We start from the raw sequence: 14,650 nt of genomic DNA on the forward strand, positions 1-14,650 counted from the left end.
CCGAGGGCGGGGGTAGGTGGGGGCAGGCCAACCGGATCCGAACCGTAGTCCTTCCGTACCGGCGGGCGTTGCTGGTTGATGCGACGTCAAGCGCGGGGAGGCAGAGCGCGGGCCTGGCAGGGGCGTAGCCAAGCCTTGCGTGGCGCGGTCCTTGCCCGGCCCGGAGGGGCCTGCCCGCGGCTGCTGTTCAACCAGAAGACATCGGCGGCGATGAGCACCCCGTACCTCTCCGCCCGTGCACACGGTGTCGTCGCGCACGAACAGAGACCACACTCCCCATCAAGATCCACACTCGTGCACACCAGGTGCGTCGTCCTCGACCAGATGGCCATCGACGGAGCGATCACCAAGGCACCTGGAGGCGGGGAGGCCACCTGACGCTAACCGGTCGACCGTGGCAAACAGGGACTGAAGTACTTGGGCATGACGGATGGATTCGGCATTCCGCTGGGCCGCGTCCTGGCCGGTGCCAACCGTCACGACTCTCCGTTGCTCGCCCCGACTCTGGACCGTCTGGAGGGCCTCGGCCCGTTGCCCGACATCATCACCGTGCACCTGGACCCGGCTACGACTCGGACACCGCTCGCGCTCTGCTCAGCGAACGCAGTCTGCTCAGCGAACGCGGTCTGCAGGGACGCATCGCGCACAAGGGGGAGAAGGCGCCCATTCAGGCCAGTCGGCGTTGGCACGTCGAACGCACTCACGCGTGGCAGAACGCCTTTTGCCGTCTCGCGCGGTGCTACGAGCGGCGCGTCACTGTCATCGATGCCTCTTCGACCTTGCCGACACCGTCATCACCGTGCGCAGCCTGATCCGGCGGTCCTGGACACCTCATCGCTGGGACGAACGCCCGAACCGCCACCGTGATCCTTCAGCCGCCTCGCTCCGGTCACTTCGGCAGATCGGCGGAGAGGAAGGGAGCAAGGAGCGCGAACAACGCGTCGGGGCGGTCGAGGGGGATGATGTGGCCGCAGTCCTGGAGATGGTGTCCGACCAGGTCATCGGCGATGGGACGGAGTTGGCGTTCGAGCCCGGCGCCGACGGGGTGAGAGCCGACGGTCATGGTGGGCATGGTCAGCCGGGCCGTCGCGACGGCGTCCTGGATCTGCTGCGCGCTGGTGGGCAGGGCCCGGTAGTAGGAGAACGCGCAGCGCAGGGCCTCGCTCCCGGTATACGCGTGGACGAAGGCCTCACGGATGTCGTCGGGTACCCCTCGCCCGAGCGTCCCCGAGTTGAGGAACCAGTCGATGTACGGGGCCTCGTTGCCGGCCAGAACGGTCTCGGCGAGGCCGGGGACGGTGTGGAAGCCGAACCACCACGGGGCACCGCCCGTGACGACGTGTTCGGCTCCGGGCAGGCGGCCGAGCAGTGCCTCCATCACGGCCAGGCGCCGGACGAGGCCGGGTCGGCGCAGCGCGAGCAGGACGGCGGGGGCGGTGCCCGCGTCGATGCCAATCACTGCTGCCGAGGGCTCGCCGAGTGCGTCGAGCAGCCCTTCGGCGTCGGTGGCGAGGGTGCCTGCGTCGTACCCCTCCACGGCACGTGCACTGGCACCGAAGCCCCGCAGGTCCGGGGCGATGACCCGGTACTGCCCGGCCAGTCGGCCCATGATGCCGCTCCAGAGTTGCCAGGTGTGCGGGAAGCCATGCAACAGGAGAACCGCAGGTCCGTCCCCGGCGATTGCGACATTGAGTTGGACGCCGTTCGTCGTGATGCGGCGCAGGTGGAGTGCGGTGGTGACGGGCATGACGGCTCCTCGGCTGGTTACCATTGGTGACCACCAAACGATAGGTAACTGTCCGATCGCCTCCTAGACGGCACTTTCAGGGAAGGTGGTGAGCCACAGGTGACCACCCGAGGAGCCCGGGCCGCCGGTCGCGGGGTGCGCGGCGATCTGTTCGATCCCCATTGCCCGACGCGGCAGTTGCTGGACCGCATCGGTACGAAGTGGACGTCCATGGCCGTCAAGACGCTCGCCGACGCCGCACCGGACGAGGTGCGCTTCGCGGAGCTGAGGCGCCGGATACCCGGCGTCTCGCAGAAGATGCTGTCCGTGACGTTGCGAAGCCTGACCCGCGACGGGCTGGTGTCGCGCCGGGTCGAACCGACCGTGCCGCCAAGGGTCTTCTACCGACTCACCGGACTCGGGCTGTCCCTGGAAGCCGCACTTGCGGGGCTGCGGACCTGGGCGGAGGAGCACATGGCCGAGATCGACCGCGCCAACGAAACCGCCGACCAGGAAGCCAACGAGGGGTAGGCAGGCCGGTTCCGCGCTCAGGACTGGTGGCTCGGGTACTCGATGCAGCCGGCGTCGCCGCCCTGACACGGTAGCGCGCATGCCAATGCCCGGCCTCGCCTCGGATGCTGCCGCCTTCTACGCTGCCCAGAGCCCGTTCTCCGACCCTGGGGACCTGACACCGCTCTACGCCGCCCTGCCCGCCGATCCGCGCGAACTTGCCCGAACTGCGCGGGACTTGATGGTCCACCGCTTGGAAGGCGACCTCTTCTCGTGCACCATCCCGCAAGATCGCCTCCATAACGATGCACCCCCCCCGCGAGGACGGCAAGCACCTGTGGCGGTTCTACGCCCCGCTCTCCCTCCCCGCCGACGGCGCGGAACTTGCCTCGGTCGGCCGACGGAGGGGCCCAGAAACCCCGCCCATGGCCAGTGCCCACCGTCAGGGAACAGAAGGCCTCCACACCGTTCCCGATCCCTGGAAGCCGGCCGCACGCCCGGAGGCGTACGCGCTGCCGGAAATGGACGAGAGCGCACAGGCCGTCCGCGCCGATTTCGCCCGCTACTTCGAGCAGCATCTGACACGGCTGATCCGGCACTTGATGCGGCAGGGGGCCGGTGCTCATGAGGCTGCTGAGGCGGCGCAGGCTGCCTTCGCTGAGGCATTCCCCCGGTGGGGGCACATCTCCCATCCGGCAGCCTGGCTGCGTCGGGTCGCCTTCCGTCTGTATCTGCGCCAGCCCGTCCGCGGCGAAGAACTCACCGGCGAGCCACCGGACGTACCGGGCGGGGTGTGCCCGCTGCGGGTGGTGGAACTGCGGGAGGAGGAACGGTGGGTCTACGCGGCTTTGGGCGGACTGCCGCCGGCTCAGCGCCAGGTGCTGGCCTGGAGCCTGGACGGCTTCAGCACTTCCGAGATCAGCGCGGAGCTCAACATGGCTGCCGACGCCGTGCGACAGAACCTGAGTCGGGCCCGGGCACGGCTCAAGGTCCAGCTGGGGCTAGCCCACGGAGGTGGACAGTGACGTACCTCGACAGCGAGGCCGCGCTCGACGCATTGCTCACCGCGGCAGACGACGAGGTCCTGGCCCGTCTGGACGACGCCGTGGACATCGATGGTGGCTGCGCGGTCATCTTCACCCAAGAACAGCACCCACCGGGAGTACCGGATGCCCGAGACGAACGAGATCTCTTCGTCGACTGGGTCACCCCCGACTTCAGGACCAATCAGTTCCTGGTAGTCACCCGGCTCGACGACTTGGACAACCGGGAGCACAACTTCCAGGTCATCCGGGTGGTGGACGCTCTGGCCCGGGTGGTCATGAAGCTGGAAAGCCTAGCCACCTGGTTGCGCCGCCACGACTTCAGATACCGCGGCCAAGCCCTGCTGCTCCGTCCTAGGGGGGAGATCGGCCGCCTGCGTCAAGGCATCGCGGCCAGGGACCTGGACCGCGAGGATGCACTTCGCATCCTTGCCGAGACACAGCGGAACCTGCAGAGGGTCGAACAACTCGTGCAGCGCAGGGGCGACGAGAACACCACGAGAGGGTTCGTCGCACGGGAGGCGCACCTGCGCGAGCTGCTGGCCGAGGCACAGGCACTGGTTGTGAGGCTGTTTGCTGGCGACGACCAGAACATTCCCGTCCCGCTGCAGTGACCCCGGCGGAATTCCCGTGCCGTCGGCTCACCGTGCGCCACACGCTGCCACGGGATAAGCCGTCCTGACAGCGTCCGCTCCGCCTCCGACGGTTCCCACGCCGTCCATGAAGCAGGTCCAGTTCATGCGGGTCGTCAGCTGGACCGGGGTTGTCGGGCGGACCACGACGCCTTCAATCGTGGCGCCCTTCACGTCGGCGATCGTCTGCGTGAGCTGGTCGCCCTTCAGGGTCCAGGTAGCCTTGTGGGTGTGCCCGGCCGTGTTCTTGATGTCGAGCCGCGTCATGCCGCCGACTACCTTCCCGTCGGCATTCAGGATCCGGACGCCGGGGCTGATTACCAGAACGAGGTCATCCCTGCGCTGCGCAGCGCATCGAGGCTGGCCACCACAATGGCCGCCGCGAAGATTCCGGCCAGGTGCGCTTTGCGGCGCAGTGCCCGCTTCGTTCGGCGGGGGCCGGCGGCAAGCCAGGCCGCATAGGTCTCCACGTCCCCGAACTCACCCTGTGCCGTCAGCCCCGACGTGCTCGCCAAGTGGGAGCGGACTTCTGCCACATGCTCACGTGCCTGGTCCGCCGGGATGCCGTGCGGCCCCCGCAGCAGCCCGTCCAGATGCTGCATCCAGCCCACACGCCGTCGCGGACCCAGTGCACCGCCGACAGCACCAGTGCCCACAAGCCCGCCATCGTGAGCGCGTCGGTGAACCGCTCGCCGGGCGTTGCAGCGCCCAGGTCCTGCCCGCTCTGGTGCGTCTCATCGATCCGGTCGGCCGCGACACGGGCCGCGTACGCCCGCGGCTCACCGAACAGGTCCCGCGCCGGCTGACCGGTCTCGGCCACCGCCTCGTGGACCTCGGACAACACCTGGTCCACCAGCCCCTTGGGGGGATGGAACTCCGTGACGAAGCGCAGCTTGAAGGAGGCGGCCCACCTCTCGTCGTCCTTGCGCGCCCACCGGATTCCCGCCGTCGCGGCCATCATTTCGTCCCCTCTGCGAGCGCCGTCACCGTGGTCTTGAAGTCCCCCCACGCCCTGCGCTGATCGCCAAGCAGGGAACGTCCCTTTTCCGTGATGCTGTAGTACTTGCGTCCCGGACCGCTCTCCCCGGCTGCCCACCGAATCTCCACCGTGCCCTCCTCCGCGAGACGGGTCAACGCGGGGTAGAGAGTGGCGGGTTTCACGGTGTCGAGCCCAGCCGCGGACAGGCGGCCGAGCAGTGCGTAGCCGTAGCTGGGCCCTTCGGACTCCAAGACGCCCAGCAGACACAGCTGCAGCAGCGCACGTGCCCACGCCCCTTGAGGTGAAGCCACCGGCCCACCCCCCTCTCCGGAGACTCAACTAGTACGGAATTCGGAATAGTGGAAGAAGTGAATGAGTGTCACCCTCGGAGCCTGCACGGACGGCTTGGCAGGCCCGCCGAGTCTCCCGCCTGGCCCCAGAGTGCCGACTGGCGGCACACGCGCCGACTGGCGTCACACGCTGCGCACCTGGATGACCCACGCGGCGCGCGACCGCTCCGTCCGACGCTCTTCGGCAGGTGCGGCTGTGATACCTCGGGTCCGCGTCAGGGCCAGACCGCGTTGGCCCACGTTGGCGCCGGGGGTGTGGTGGAGGCGGGGGTGGTGCGACGCCGTCGTCCATCAGGCCACGCACGACGTCTGCAGCGTCCCGCCCCGCCGAGCCGCCGACCACACCGGCCGCCCACGATCCGCCGGTCGATCCGGTTCTTGCCGCGAGCCCGCGGGTGGTCGACCGCCTCGCGGCGGCCGAATTTGAGTGGGCTCATCTCTAATTCAGTGTCCACTCAGTGCTAACGACCTGGCCTCGGCAGACCGGCATTCTGGGGCAACAGGATGGTGGGCACAGGTGATCACGGTGCCGGGGGCATCCGGCCCGCGAACAACCACCTGTGTCCAGACCGACGGCCTTTTGACCTTCAAGGAGTATGACCGTGAGGAAGTTCGCGCGGAGCGCGGTAGTGGCCGGCACGGGGTTCGCGCTGGCGGCGGTGTTGTCGCCGGTCGCCCACGCGGCCGGCCAGGCCCCGGCCTCCAAGGCGCAGGGGCAGATCTGGGTGCACGCCTTCGAGAATGCCCCGATCTACGAGGAAGCCACCACCCATTCCCCGAAGGCGGGCCGGGCCGTACGGAAGGGCGAGAGCGTCCCGGTCCTCTGCATGTCCACGACCGGGTGGTACAAGATCCCTGACGCGAGCCAGGATCCCGTCTGGGCCGAAGCGAACCACTTCGACTCCGTGGTCCACATGCCGAAGTGCTGACCACCTGACCGGCAGTGCCCTCGCGCTCCGAGGGGGGCGCGAGGGCACTACCGGTCGGGTGGTCAGCGCCGCGACCGTCGCGGCAGACGGAACAGGCCTACCGGGCTGGAAGTCCGTTTGGGCGGTGGTGCGAAGCAGTTCTGTTCGGGCAGCGACCTGAGTCTGGCCCTTACAGCCGTGGTGGTGGCTCCGTCCTTGCGCCGCACCTCGGCGGGGTTGCCCCAGCGCCCGCCTGCAGGCATGGGGCCGATCGTGAGATCCCAAGTCGGCGGGCGCTGATGCCGGATGAACGCCTCGCCGGCCGAGTGCACATGGACGGCGGGGACGGGATGGCTGCTGCCGCCGCCCACTGGGTGGTCCTGGCCGAGGCGACCGCGGCAGGCTGTGACCTCGACCAGGACGATGCCGAGCCCTCCGGGCCGACCCCGCACGTCCTCATCGAAGACTCAATCAACCCCGGCGAGGACGGCTGGCCCGAGCCGTATGCGATCGAGGAGAAGTACATGCGCGACGGCAACCACCCCGCCGTCAACCACAAGGTGTACTGCAACGACGGCCGTTCCTCCGCCCAGGGGCTCGTATGCGACTGGCTGACGCCCGGGTATGCCGCGTCACGGGCGACGCGGCATACCCGGTCAGCCGTCTCTTCTGGCGCACGAGTTGGCTCACGGTCGTGGCGGGCTCGAAGGAGCAGGAGGCCGGTCGGTCGACGCGGGGGCGACCTGGTCCACGGGCGGTGGGGAGGGCGGGACGTTCAGGGCGACGTCGATGGTGTTCGATGCCGTCGGCTGCCCCGGGTGCAATGTGCTCGGGGAGGTTCAGTGTGGTGTGACGGGCTGGAGTTCGTGGAGCGGGTCTGGTGGAGGGCCCGGTTTCTCCCACTGAAATCCTGGCGGCCGGGCGTGGCCGTTTCCCTTTCTTTGTGGCATGGGTGCAGGGGCGGGGGGTTGTGCTGCGGGCCGGTGCGCGCAGGCGGGGCATCGAGCTCCCGCAACGGTTACGGCCGTTCCACGGCATCGACCACCTGCTCAAGTGCGTGGACCAGGCTGTCACGGCCAGTACGGCTGAGCCTGCTCCGCCGCGCTCAGAACGGCACTTCCGTCGAGCGTGGTGGACGTGGCGTCGATGCCCATGTGCTGCCACTCGACGACGAATTCGAAGGGGCCGGACGGCGGGAGCGGCCAGAGCCAGAGCCGCCGGTCGCTGGTGTACAGCTGGTCGTTGCTGCTGGTCTGGCTGTCGGACTCGATGAGAAGGGGAGATTCCGGCCCGGAAGCGGGCTGCACCCTGCTGCGGACGGTACGGCCGGCGGTCGTGGTCTTCGAGCCGTCCGGGAAGCACACGCCGAATTCCGGGCCGGTGTCGGCCGATGTGTCGCGGGGGTCTCTGCCGGTGCCGCTTTCGAGCAGCTCCCTCCAGGCCGACGCGTCCAGAGAGCCCCGCCGGACGGCCACCTGCACGCTGAAGGCGCAGCCCTCGGGAAAGGCCACGACCTGCTGCAACGCGACGACCACGTGGTCGGTCCGGGCTGCGAACCGCTGGATCGGTACCGGATGGCCCAGGACGTCGCTGGGCGGACCGTGCCAGGCAGAGATATGCATGGTCCCCACCGTAGCCCGAGGGCAGCGGTGAACGCAGGGCGCTTTTTTGCACACATGGGCGACATCCAGCCGGAATCGGCAGTTAGCTTGCGTAGCTCCCTTCCCACTCCCACATAGTGGTCACGCGGGGGGTCACGGCGGATTGCCAGCGCATTCGCTTCATCCTGGCTCAGCGTACGCAGCTGCCGCCTGCGCTACTCCCTCCTCTCCTCACGTCTCGACAGTGGAAAGGACTCACGCGCAATGACTGTGACTCGGAACCTGACCAGGAGATTCATCGTTTCCGCCGTGGTGGCGGGCACGCTCGGCAGCTCTTCGGCCGCGTTCGCCGCCACGGCAAGCGAGCCGTCACCCGCCGCGAAGACCGCGGTCGCCCAGCCTCAGGTGCTGAAGCAGGGAATGAACGTGGTGAGCTTCAACGCGGCAACCGCCAAGGCCCACGGCTACAAGATCGTCACGTACGCCAACGGTGACCAGCAGTCCGTCCCCGTCGACCCCAAGTCGAAGCTGCCCAAGAGCCCGATCCTGCACCACGGCATGCAGCCTCTCAACTCGGACTACGACCGGGTCGTGGGCAACTGCGGTGTCTCGTGGATCTCGGTCCGTCAGACCGCTGCCAGCCAGGTCCAGGTCGGCAGCGGATTCACGGTCTCCAGCCCGGCCATCTCCTACAACTGGACCATCTCCCTCAGCGACCGCAACGGCACGTCGCACCAGAGTTCCTCGGGAGGACTCTTCTTCAAGGAGACCTGGGCCCGCGTCTGGAGCAACCTCAACCAGCACGGCTACACCTTCGACTACGTCTCCAGCGGCCTGGCAGAACTGGCGAACGGCACCGTCTGCTACGCGGGGCGTCCGAGCGTCTCGATCAGCGGCCTCAGCTGACGGCGCGGGACTGGACGAAGGCCCCTCCCGCCCGACGAAATCCCTGGTGAAGGGCACCGATTCGCCGCGTACCCACATGTGGGTACGCGGCGTTTCTGGCCAGCCGGGTCGCCAACGGTCCGTGGGCGCACCAGCTGTGATGCCTCATGAGGTTGGTGCCACGGCCGCCCTCACTGCACGGTCGGGAGGTCGTCGCTGCCGGGCAGTCCCTACTGGCGCGCGAGGAGGCCGGAGGTGGCCAGAAGATCGGCCAAGTGGTCCCCGCGATCTCGCGGCGTGCCCTCATCGGGGTGGGGTGCCTGCTCCAGTTCGGCGATCCAGTCCGCGATCTCCGCGTCCAGCAGATCGAGCAGGACCGCCTCGCGCGATTCGAATAGCAAGATCGTGCCCTCGCAGGGGCCCGAGCAGGGGGCGGAACCCCTGCTGTCCGCGGCGACGAGCCCCACCGTCACCGCCGGCGACTACTACGGGCCGCGATGGGGGATGGCCGGCCCGGCGAAGCAGGTCGCACTTCCGCGACCGGGCCGGAACAAGAGCGCCGCGGCACGCCTGTGGGCTGAGGCCGAACGCCTCACCGGCGTCTCCGCCCCCGCTTGAGGACATCAACCAGCCGCCCCGGGAGGCCGGACGTACTGTGCCGGGTTCAGCCCGCGTACGGGTCCGGTACCGTGCCCGGCCGGGCGAGGAAGGCGAAGTCGCAGCCCGTGTCGGCCTGGGTGATCTGCTCGGCGTAGAGCGCCCCGTAGCCGCGTTCGTACCTTGCGGGCGGCGGCGTCCAGGTGGCCCGCCGCCGCGCCAACTCCTCGTCGGACACGTGCAGATGGAGGCTGCGCGCCTCGACGTCGAGGGCGATGGGATCGCCGGAGCGGACCAGCGCCAGCGGCCCGCCGACGTGGGACTCGGGCGCGATGTGCAGCACGCACGCCCCGTACGACGTACCGCTCATCCGGGCGTCGGAGAGCCGCACCATGTCCCGCACGCCCTGCTTCAGCAGGTGGTCGGGGATCGGCAGCATTCCGTACTCCGGCATGCCGGGCCCGCCCCGGGGGCCCGAGCCGCGCAGCACCAGCACGCTGTCCGCGGTAATGCCGAGCGACGGGTCGTCGATGGTGCGCTGGAGCTGGAGGTAGTCGTCGAAGACGACCGCCGGGCCGGTGTGCTTGAGCAGGCGCGGCTCGCAGGCGATGTGCTTGATGACCGCGCCGTCCGGGCACAGGTTCCCGCGCAGCACCGCGAGCCCGCCCTCCGCCGCCACCGGTTCGGCGCGCGGACGGATCACGTCGTCGTGGTGGACGGCTGCCGTGGCGAGCTGCTCGCGCAGGGTGCCGTGCGCGACGGTCGGCCGGTCCAGGTGGAGCAGGTCGGCGATCCTGGAGAGCAGCCCCGGCAGCCCGCCCGCGAAGTGGAAGTCCTCCATGAGATACGTGTCGCCGCCCGGCCGTACGTTCGCGAGCACCGGCACCGTCCGGGCGATCCGGTCGAAGTCGTCGAGGGTCAGCGCGACCCCCGCCCGCCCGGCCATCGCGATCAGGTGGATCACCGCGTTGGTGGACCCGCCGAGCGCGAGGACCGTGGTCACCGCGTCCTCGAAGGCCTCCCGCGTCACGATCTGCGACAACCTCCGGTCTTCGTGGACGAGTTCGACGATCCGCAGCCCCGACGCCGCCGCCATCCGCTCGTGCTCGGAGGACACCGCCGGGATCGAGGAGGCCCCCGGCACGGTCACCCCGAGCGCCTCCGCCGCGGCGGTGAGTGTGGACGCCGTACCCATGGTCATGCAGTGGCCGGGGGAGCGGGCCAACCCCTCCTCCAGACCCGCGAGTTCGCAGTCGCCGATCAGTCCGGCCCGACGGTCGTCCCAGTACTTCCACATGTCGGTGCCCGAGCCGATCACTCGGCCGCGCCAGTGGCCCGGCAGCATCGGCCCCGCCGGTACGAACACGGTGGGCAGGTCCACCGAGAGCGCGCCCATCAGCAGCGCGGGCGTCGACTTGTCGCAGCCGCCCAGCAGCACCGCCCCGTCCACCGGGTACGAGCGCAGCAGTTCCTCGGTCTCCATCGCGAGGAGGTTGCGGTACAGCATCGGGGTCGGCTTCTGGAACGTCTCCGACAGCGTGGCCACCGGGAACTCCAGCGGGAAGCCGCCCGCCTGCCACACGCCCCGCTTGACCGCCTGGGCACGGTCGCGCAGGTGGACGTGGCACGGGTTGATGTCCGACCACGTGTTCAGGACCGCGACGACCGGCTTGCCGAGGTGCTCCTCGGGCAGGTAGCCGAGCTGCCGGGTGCGGGCCCGATGGCTGAACGAGCGCAGCCCGGACGTCCCGTACCACTGGTGGCTGCGCAGCTCCCCAGGAGGCCGGGGCCCCGCCTCCCCGGGTCTCATATGCCCCACTCCTTGACGATGGCCGCGACCTCGGCGGCCTCCGCCGCGTCCAGCGGTCGGCCGGGGGAGCGCACGTCGCGGCGGCACAGGCCGAGTACGGCGAGGGCCTCCTTGACGACGCTCACGTTGTTCGCCGACGCGTCGGCCGCCCGCAGCTCCTCGAACCGCCGGATCCGCTCCCAGACGCGCATCGCGGCCGGATAGTCGCCCGAACGAAGCGCGTCGAGCATGGACAGTGAAAGGCCGGGGTGGACGTTGACGAGCCCCGAGGTGAAGCCGGTCGCCCCGGCGGAGAAGTACGAGGGTGCGTACGGCTCGGCGAGTCCGGCCACCCAGACGAACCGCCCCAGACCCGCTTCCCGGGCGAACGCGGCGAACCGCGCCGCGTCCGGCACCGCGTACTTCACCCCGATCACGTTGGGGCACGCCGAGCCGAGCGCCGCCAAGTAGCTGCCGCCGAGACGGGAGTTGCGGATGTAGGGGACCACGCCCAGCTCGGGGACGGCCCCGGAGATCTGCCGGTGGTACTCGACCCAGCCCTCGGCCGCGATGTACGGATGTACGGGCTGATGGACCATCAGCATGTCGGCGCCCGCGTCCCGGGCGTGCCGCGCGGTGGCCACGGCGGTTGACACGTCGTGCCCGACCCCGACCAGGATCGCGGCCCGGCCGGCTGCTTCGGCGATCGTCAACTCCGTTATGGCATACCGCTCTTCGGGTGCCAGGGCGTAGAACTCTCCGGTGTTGCCGTTCGGCGTCACCGTCCGCACCCCGCCGTCGAGCAGCCTGCGCAGCAGCGCCCGGTAGGCGTCCCGGTCGATGGAGCCGTCCTCGGCGAACGGGGTCACCGGGATCGCCACTACATCGGCCAGCGCGTCCCGCATCGCGTCGAAACCCGTGCTCATCTTGGTGTTCCCTCCTCCCGGGCCTCGGGGAAGGCCCGCTCGACGAACGACGCGATGTGCGCGTGCAGGGCGCCGGAGGCGCCGTCCGCGTCACCGGCGATCGCCAGCCGCAGGATCTCGCGGTGCTCGCCGGCTTCCCGTTCCCATGACGGGTCGGCAGCCCAGGCCACCGCGGAGACCAGCGCAGCCTGGTCGCGCACCTCGTCCAGCATCCGAGCGAGCAGCGGATTGCCGCACGAGGAGTACAGCGCGCGGTGGAACTCCCGGTTGGCCAGGGATCGTTCGGCGGCATCCGCCGCGGCGTCAGCGCGTTCCAGCGCGTCCCGCGCGGCGTCCAGGCCGACCGCGCCCCGCACGGTGCGGCGCAGCGCCTCGGGTTCGAGGAGCAGCCGCACGTCGTACACCTGGCGTGCCATGGCCGCGTCCACCATGCGCACCGTCACGCCCTTGTACTGGTTCATCACGACGAGCCCGGTGCCGGCCAGCGTCTTGAGCGCCTCGCGCACAGGAGTCTTGGAAACCCCGTACTGCGCGGCGAGTTCCACCTCGACCAGAGCCTGCCCCGGAGGCAACTGGCCCGTCAGGATACGGTGCTTGATCGCCTCCAGGACGTACTGCGTCCGGGAGGGAATGGGAGTGGGCACAGAGGTCATGCGCGCCTCTCGACTGTCACGTATCGACTTGCGTGTCACGTATCGACCTGCGCCGGCCTCCGCCGACGCTCGCGTATCGCGTCTCATATATGGCGCATCAGGTACGACGCGATGAAGGTAGAGGCGATTCCCGGGCCCGTCAACGGTTCTGACGGTCCTTCGGCAGTCATCCGGCAGCCTTTCCGGAACCTGACGGCGGATCGGCCCGGGGCGTTGACGGGAAAGTGCGTGCACTCGACGTTCCATTCACCAGTGTGACCCACGGCGCTTCGGCCGTGCGGTCCGTGCTGTGGTGTGGGCAGTTGCCGGTCCACCGCCAGCCGCCGGACGAGGGCTCCAGCGTCACTTCGGCCGTTCCGCCGCACAGGTCGAGTGCGCCACTCGTCCGTGCCGCTGTGGTCGCCGGGCGGCTGACGGCTTCGGGCCACTTCTTTCGGGCGCCTTGCCGGGTGATGCCCCACACGGCACCCATCTGTTCATAGCTCGCGCCGTAGGACCCGGCGGTACCTGCTGCGATCGCCGTCAGCCGTTTGACTTCTGCGTCCACCACCTTCCAAGCGGCCAGTACGGACAGTGTCGCCTCGACGGGGTCCGCTTCCCACATGCGGTCCTCGGGCAGCCCCGATGCCCGGGAGTGCAAGGTCGATGCGAGGGGGGTGAGGGCGTCGTAGAGGGCCTTGTCGAGCTCTGCCTGTTCTTCGGGAGTGATCTCAAACGAGGTCATGTGACAACTCCATTTAACGGTTGCGGAGTTGTGAACCTTGGTTATCGGGAATGGGCGGCTGGTCCGCGCTTCCATGATCTGGATCGGGGCCCTGCGCCGGCCGCTTGATCACGACTCGATCCGCCCCCGGCTGAGGACGGCGCGGCATGGCAGTGAAAGCTCGGGTGCTTCGGGCACTGCTCCCTTGTGGTGGTGCCGGGAGGATATGGCTACGGTGGACATACCGTAACGGAGCGTGAGGTCATATCGGGGGGGCAGATGATGGGTAGCGCATCGTCGCAGCCCCTGCGCATCGTCGCCGTGGACGGGCTCGATGCCGTACTGGTGCAAGTGCATGGTGAGCTCGATGTGGACAGCGCCCCGACCCTGAGGGCAGCGCTGGCGCCCTGGCTGCATCGCCGGGTCGAACTGGACCTGACAGGAGTGACGTTCCTGGATTCGTCCGGGCTCAACGCGCTCCTTGCGCACCAGCGCCACAGCATTCAAGCCGGCGGACACATGGTCGTCATCCACGCGTCCTCGTTCGTCCAACGGATCTTTGCATTGACCGGAGTTGCCGAGTACCTCACTGAGGCTCCCGAGCCGGACCGCCCCGAAAACACGCACCCGGAGTGGTAGCCGCCCCCAGCCGAATGCGTAGGGGACATGCCCGCAACCGCGCGGCGCTCTCCCCTGGTGCGTGTGGAAGGCTGCCTTCAGGAACGCCCCGGCCGGAGTCGGCGTCTAGCCGCGGCGTGCAGGGCTCCCGCTGGCGCGGGCTGCCTGCGGCGGGCCCCGCCCCGGAATGCTCCCTCTCCCAGGACGGGACCCGTCCCTCGACCCGGAGCCCAGGAGTGCGGGAGAGCCTACTGACCGGCGCGGCCCCGGGGAGCCATCGCTGACGCGCTTCCCCCCACCCCTCACCGAGTAGGCCGCCTGCTTCCCGCGAAACCGAGGAAACCGAAGGGCTCGTGTATGTCCGTGAGTCGTCGTACGGGGTGGTGCGGGGGTTATTGGCCGCGGCCGGTGACGTAGTCCCGGACCCGGTCGACCAGTCCGATGCCGGGGGGGCGAGGAGCTTGTTGGCTGGTGGGGTGGTCGCGGCTGCGGGGAGCTCGATGGTCAGCTGGTCGGCCAGCTGCTTGCGCTCCGCCGAACCCGGCATGGTCTCCTCGATCCGGCGGACGAGGTGAGAGGTCCACCGCTTCACGGTGATTGGCTGTCAGTTCCGCGAGGACATCGGGGCTGTGCACCACCGCGCATACTGCCTTCCGCGGTCCGGGGGCGGCCAGCTCCCGGCACGCTTCCAACACTTGTGCCCCATGCCCCGGCCCGTAACGCCCCGCTG

The 14,650-nt window shown here is 69.4% G+C and carries 18 protein-coding genes and 1 pseudogene; 8 read left to right on the forward strand and 11 right to left on the reverse strand.

The window, feature by feature from the left end; genetic code table 11:
* Nucleotides 1-309 precede the first annotated feature (309 nt).
* Nucleotides 310-859 (forward strand): annotated as a pseudogene (locus ACSHXC_RS37835) (transposase); the annotation flags it as partial.
* A 30-nt stretch (nt 860-889) separates the two neighbouring features.
* On the opposite strand, the gene ACSHXC_RS37840 reads toward ACSHXC_RS37835, so the two are convergent.
* Nucleotides 890-1,747, reverse strand: coding sequence for an alpha/beta fold hydrolase (locus ACSHXC_RS37840; protein ID WP_438295856.1), 858 nt, complete (start codon nt 1,745-1,747; stop codon nt 890-892).
* Nucleotides 1,748-1,846: 99 nt separating this feature from the next.
* Between ACSHXC_RS37840 and ACSHXC_RS37845 the strand changes: the two genes are divergently transcribed.
* The 3 genes from ACSHXC_RS37845 (at nt 1,847) to ACSHXC_RS37855 (ending at nt 3,893) form a co-directional block, all read left to right on the forward strand.
* Entirely contained in the window at nt 1,847-2,257 is a 411-nt protein-coding gene (locus ACSHXC_RS37845; protein WP_438295857.1) for a winged helix-turn-helix transcriptional regulator, read from the forward strand.
* A 284-nt stretch (nt 2,258-2,541) separates the two neighbouring features.
* A complete protein-coding gene (locus ACSHXC_RS37850; RefSeq protein ID WP_438295858.1) occupies nt 2,542-3,261 on the forward strand; it encodes an RNA polymerase sigma factor in 720 nt (239 codons plus the stop codon).
* Nucleotides 3,258-3,893: a hypothetical protein gene (locus ACSHXC_RS37855; protein ID WP_438295859.1), complete on the forward strand. Its 636-nt coding sequence runs from the start codon at nt 3,258-3,260 to the stop codon at nt 3,891-3,893. The genes ACSHXC_RS37850 and ACSHXC_RS37855 overlap by 4 nt, the downstream gene beginning before the upstream one ends.
* A gap of 27 nt (nt 3,894-3,920) precedes the next feature.
* Here ACSHXC_RS37855 and ACSHXC_RS37860 read toward each other — a convergent pair whose 3' ends face one another.
* From ACSHXC_RS37860 to ACSHXC_RS37875, 4 genes are read right to left on the reverse strand one after another with little or no spacing between them, the layout of a single operon-like run.
* Nucleotides 3,921-4,178 carry a hypothetical protein gene (locus tag ACSHXC_RS37860; protein ID WP_438295860.1) on the reverse strand — a complete coding sequence of 86 codons (258 nt, stop codon included), beginning with the start codon at nt 4,176-4,178 and terminating at the stop codon, nt 3,921-3,923.
* Nucleotides 4,179-4,228: 50 nt separating this feature from the next.
* The gene (locus ACSHXC_RS37865) at nt 4,229-4,381 is read right to left on the reverse strand and encodes a hypothetical protein (protein WP_438295861.1); all 153 of its coding nucleotides are present in this window, start codon (nt 4,379-4,381) and stop codon (nt 4,229-4,231) included.
* Between the two features lie 23 nt (nt 4,382-4,404).
* The gene (locus tag ACSHXC_RS37870) at nt 4,405-4,872 is read right to left on the reverse strand and encodes a hypothetical protein (RefSeq protein ID WP_438295862.1); all 468 of its coding nucleotides are present in this window, start codon (nt 4,870-4,872) and stop codon (nt 4,405-4,407) included.
* Complete coding sequence (locus tag ACSHXC_RS37875; RefSeq protein ID WP_229853387.1) at nt 4,869-5,201, reverse strand: PadR family transcriptional regulator; 333 nt, start codon at nt 5,199-5,201, stop codon at nt 4,869-4,871. The genes ACSHXC_RS37870 and ACSHXC_RS37875 overlap by 4 nt, the downstream gene beginning before the upstream one ends.
* A gap of 641 nt (nt 5,202-5,842) precedes the next feature.
* Here ACSHXC_RS37875 and ACSHXC_RS37880 point away from each other — a divergent pair.
* Nucleotides 5,843-6,169, forward strand: a complete 327-nt coding sequence (locus ACSHXC_RS37880; protein ID WP_438295863.1) for a hypothetical protein — start codon at nt 5,843-5,845, stop codon at nt 6,167-6,169.
* Nucleotides 6,170-7,218: 1,049 nt separating this feature from the next.
* Here the strand turns inward: ACSHXC_RS37880 and ACSHXC_RS37885 are convergent.
* The gene (locus ACSHXC_RS37885; RefSeq protein WP_438295864.1) at nt 7,219-7,770 is read right to left on the reverse strand and encodes a hypothetical protein; all 552 of its coding nucleotides are present in this window, start codon (nt 7,768-7,770) and stop codon (nt 7,219-7,221) included.
* A gap of 243 nt (nt 7,771-8,013) precedes the next feature.
* Here ACSHXC_RS37885 and ACSHXC_RS37890 point away from each other — a divergent pair, with 243 nt between their 5' ends.
* On the forward strand, nt 8,014-8,655 hold the full coding sequence (locus tag ACSHXC_RS37890) for a hypothetical protein (RefSeq protein WP_438295865.1): 642 nt from the start codon (nt 8,014-8,016) through the stop codon (nt 8,653-8,655).
* Between the two features lie 209 nt (nt 8,656-8,864).
* Here the strand turns inward: ACSHXC_RS37890 and ACSHXC_RS37895 are convergent, their stop codons facing one another.
* Entirely contained in the window at nt 8,865-9,035 is a 171-nt protein-coding gene (locus tag ACSHXC_RS37895) for a hypothetical protein (protein WP_438295866.1), read from the reverse strand.
* Between the two features lie 4 nt (nt 9,036-9,039).
* Between ACSHXC_RS37895 and ACSHXC_RS37900 the strand changes: the two genes are divergently transcribed.
* Nucleotides 9,040-9,252, forward strand: coding sequence for a hypothetical protein (locus ACSHXC_RS37900; RefSeq protein WP_438295867.1), 213 nt, complete (start codon nt 9,040-9,042; stop codon nt 9,250-9,252).
* 46 nt (nt 9,253-9,298) lie between these two features.
* Here the strand turns inward: ACSHXC_RS37900 and araD are convergent, their stop codons facing one another.
* The 4 genes from araD to ACSHXC_RS37920 all read right to left on the reverse strand — a co-directional run bounded on the left by araD (nt 9,299) and on the right by ACSHXC_RS37920 (nt 13,398).
* Nucleotides 9,299-11,041, reverse strand: coding sequence for an L-arabinonate dehydratase (gene araD, locus ACSHXC_RS37905; RefSeq protein WP_438295868.1), 1,743 nt, complete (start codon nt 11,039-11,041; stop codon nt 9,299-9,301).
* Nucleotides 11,038-11,946: a dihydrodipicolinate synthase family protein gene (locus ACSHXC_RS37910; RefSeq protein ID WP_438295869.1), complete on the reverse strand. Its 909-nt coding sequence runs from the start codon at nt 11,944-11,946 to the stop codon at nt 11,038-11,040. Before ACSHXC_RS37910 ends, araD begins: the two co-directional genes overlap by 4 nt.
* Complete coding sequence (locus ACSHXC_RS37915) at nt 11,943-12,599, reverse strand: GntR family transcriptional regulator (protein WP_438295870.1); 657 nt, start codon at nt 12,597-12,599, stop codon at nt 11,943-11,945. The genes ACSHXC_RS37910 and ACSHXC_RS37915 overlap by 4 nt, the downstream gene beginning before the upstream one ends.
* Nucleotides 12,600-12,765: 166 nt before the next feature.
* A complete protein-coding gene (locus tag ACSHXC_RS37920) occupies nt 12,766-13,398 on the reverse strand; it encodes a hypothetical protein (protein ID WP_438295871.1) in 633 nt (210 codons plus the stop codon).
* Between the two features lie 183 nt (nt 13,399-13,581).
* On the opposite strand from ACSHXC_RS37920, the gene ACSHXC_RS37925 reads away from it, so the two are divergent.
* Entirely contained in the window at nt 13,582-13,941 is a 360-nt protein-coding gene (locus ACSHXC_RS37925) for an STAS domain-containing protein (protein WP_438295872.1), read from the forward strand.
* Nucleotides 13,942-14,650: the final 709 nt, after the last annotated feature.

The organism is Streptomyces sp. HUAS TT7 (genome assembly GCF_051550175.1).
Lineage (GTDB): Bacteria > Actinomycetota > Actinomycetes > Streptomycetales > Streptomycetaceae > Streptomyces.